We start from the raw sequence: 1,020 nt of genomic DNA on the forward strand, positions 1-1,020 counted from the left end.
ATTCAACTAGGTTATAGTCAGGGCTATACTTGGGCAAAAACTCTATGATTAGATTCGGCATCTCTGACGCTATTTTCTGCAAAGTCTCTGCTTTTTTATGAAAACTAGCGTTGTCCAAAATTATCACAAACTTACAGCCCTTATCTTTAAAGTCTTCTGCTAAATTTCCTTGCAATATCCACTCGGATTTTAAATCTTCATAAAAAGTTTTCAGCACAGCATAAAAATTAGCAGAATTACCAGATGGAATAAAATCTACCCATCTTTTTTTGTCTGAGTATCTCACTCCACCCATAACATTAATACGACCTTTTCGTCGGTCTCCTCTTTTATTACTTCTAGTCCCCTTTTTACACCAGTTTTTCCGTCTAATTACTCTTAAACTAAATCCACTTTCGTCCCAAAACCATACCTGCAATAGGTTTGGAGATTCTTTTTCTATTTTTAAATACTCATCTAATTTATCTTTAAATAAACCCCTTTCTACGGCATCTTGCTTATCCTTTAAGCTGTATTTAGCCCAAAGGTAAACATACTTTTTTGATTTTAAAATTCTCCTTACTTGGGTACTACTCAACTCAATTCCCGTCTGCTCTCCTAGATGTATTGCAAGTCTAGCTGTTGTCCATCTTCCGAACTCATAACCATATTTCTCAGGCTCTACTTCAACTGTTTCTAAAAGTAAATTAATGTATTTTTCTGTGGCTTTTCGGTAATTACCCTTCATCCTATTATCTTTAAAGCTGTCTAAATTATCGGGATCACCATGAATGCTCCAGTAGGCAACTTTTCTGAGAGAACATCCAATTAGTTCAGCAGTTTGAGCTTGTGTATTTCCGTTATTTAGTAACAAAAAAATTAAGGCTCTTTGCCGAATGTCTGGATGATCATGCTCTTTTAATACTTGTTGAAGAGTTTCCTTTGTTTCAGAACTTAGAAAATTTTTAGCAGGCATTCACTTTGTCTGAATATCATTATGTTATATTATACCACTATGCGTTTTAAATGCACAACAGCTTA

Annotated in this window: 1 protein-coding gene; it reads right to left on the reverse strand. The window is 34.5% G+C overall.

Annotated elements, in window-relative coordinates; translation table 11 throughout:
• On the reverse strand, nucleotides 1-955 hold a 955-nt coding region (locus tag QT979_RS28920), incomplete at its 3' end, for an IS630 family transposase (RefSeq protein ID WP_333312396.1).
• Between the last annotated feature and the right edge of the window lie 65 nt (nucleotides 956-1,020).

Source organism: Microcoleus sp. w2-18bC1, from assembly GCF_036700365.1.
Taxonomy (GTDB): Bacteria; Cyanobacteriota; Cyanobacteriia; order Cyanobacteriales; family Microcoleaceae; genus Microcoleus.